The organism is Vreelandella titanicae BH1 (assembly GCF_000336575.1).
Classification (GTDB): Bacteria; Pseudomonadota; Gammaproteobacteria; order Pseudomonadales; family Halomonadaceae; genus Vreelandella; species Vreelandella titanicae.
Window position 1 is genome coordinate 1 of record NZ_AOPO01000036.1, and the last position, 1925, is coordinate 1925.

Annotated in this window: 1 protein-coding gene; it reads right to left on the minus strand. The window is 59.1% G+C overall.

The window, feature by feature from the left end:
* The coding region (locus HALTITAN_RS25665; RefSeq protein WP_201764720.1) for an Ig-like domain-containing protein at positions 1-1925 on the minus strand (1925 nt) is incomplete at both ends.

Here is a 1925-nt window from a genome sequence, read left to right on the forward strand (position 1 = left end):
TGGCTCGGGTTCAGGCTCAGGCTCGGGTTCAGGCTCGGGTTCAGGTTCTGGCTCGGGTTCAGGTTCTGGCTCGGGTTCAGGCTCTGGCTCTGGCTCAGGTTCTGGTTCAGGCTCTGGCTCTGGCTCTGGCTCTGGCTCTGGCTCTGGCTCAGGTTCTGGTTCTGGTTCTGGTTCAGGTTCTGGTTCAGGTTCTGGTTCAGGCTCAGGTTCTGGTTCAGGCTCAGGTTCTGGCTCAGGTTCTGGCTCCGGTGCTGCTTCCACCGTAAAGGTCACAGTTCCAGAGACCCTTTCCACACCATCCTCGCCACCATCAGCCAGGGTAAAGTCAAAGCTGGCATTGCCCGCACTGCTGCCCGCGGTAAATGTCACCAAGCCATTGTCGATGTCTTGTTGGGTAAACGTCTCGCCTGCGGCTAAGGCGGTACCATCGAGCAATAACGTACCGGACGTTGGCAGGGTGTTCAGTGTATAAGTGAGCTCATCGCCAGCATCATCCGGATCGCCTTCATTCAGGTTGGCCGTCGTTAATGTGACGCTACGGCCGGCTTTTACGCTGGGGCCTGCGTTGGTGGCGATGGTAGGTGCATTATTGACGCCTTCCACTGTCACGCTAAGGGTGGACGTGCTGGTATTGCCTGCGGTGTCTTGAATGTCGACGGTGACATCGGTGGTAAGCGTGTCACCGTGGGCAAGGCCTTCAAACTCACCATTGGGGTCGAAGCTAGCCGTGCCATCGGCTTCGATAATAAAGCGCCCGCCGTTGCTGCCCGCCACCGCGCTACTCAGGGCATCGGCACGGTCATTCACAGCGGTGATAGGGGCCGTGTCGTCTGCGCCTGTGTCGTTATCGGTGAGCTTATCGCCGGCTCCGTTAACGTTGGTCAGCAGGGCCTCCCCCGCGTCTTCACGTACCGTGGCCGTTGTATCGTCATTGGCGGTGGGCGCGGTGTTATCCAGGGTTAGCGCAAGACCCGCTGATGCGCTGCTGGTATTACCTGCGCTATCGCCAACCAGCGTATCGATCGTGTTGAGGCCTTCGCTCAGGTCGCCTTCGGCCAAGGTGAAGGCCCAGTCACCGCTGCCATTGGCGGTGGCGCTACCCACGCTGATGCCGTCGACACGTACCGTCACGGTAGCGCCTGCCTCGGCCCCGGTGCCGATGAGGGTGGGTGTATTGTTATTGGTGATATTGTCGTTATCGCTCACACCGCTATCGGAATCAGCCGCTAATGTGGGTGCTGGGGTAGCCGCGGGCGAGTTAGCATCAACCACCAACTCAGCGCTGTCGGCCAGATTTTGACTGCCGGGCAGCGTATCAAGATCCGCCGATACGCCGTTATCATGGGCGACCAGCGTGGCACCGCCGGTCAGGGTTAGCGAGTCGACGTTAAGCCCCGTAGTGTCGGTCTCACCCTCTTGCACCGTATAGCGGCCACTAAACTGCGTTTGATTAGCGGCGTCACTATTGGTGAGAAGGATCGTGGCGCCGGTGTTGAGCGTAGCCGTTAGCGCGCCGCCGTTGGCAGTAAAGTCGACCGCTTTATCGAACGTCACGGTGATATCAATGCTGCTGCCGACCGCAAAGGTGCCGTCGGCAGTGGGCGAGGTCATCGCCTGAATCGCCGGGCTGGTGGCGGTCACCACGCTGAAGAGGTCGTTTTGCGTTACGGCGGCAAGCGTATTGCCCGCCGCATCCTGAGCATTGCTGACTTCCACGTCTATGTCATTGATCACTTCATCGGCATCGGCAGTGTCAAAGGTGGCGATATAGGTGGTGGCATTCTCCCAGTTGCCCGCGTTAAACGTCAGGGTGTTGCTGAGATCTGCCGTTGGGAAGTCGATCGTCGGATCAACGCCCGTATCCATCGCTTCGTTGAAGTTCAGCGTCAGGGTAAAACCGCCACTGCCGATCTGGTCGTCAGTAA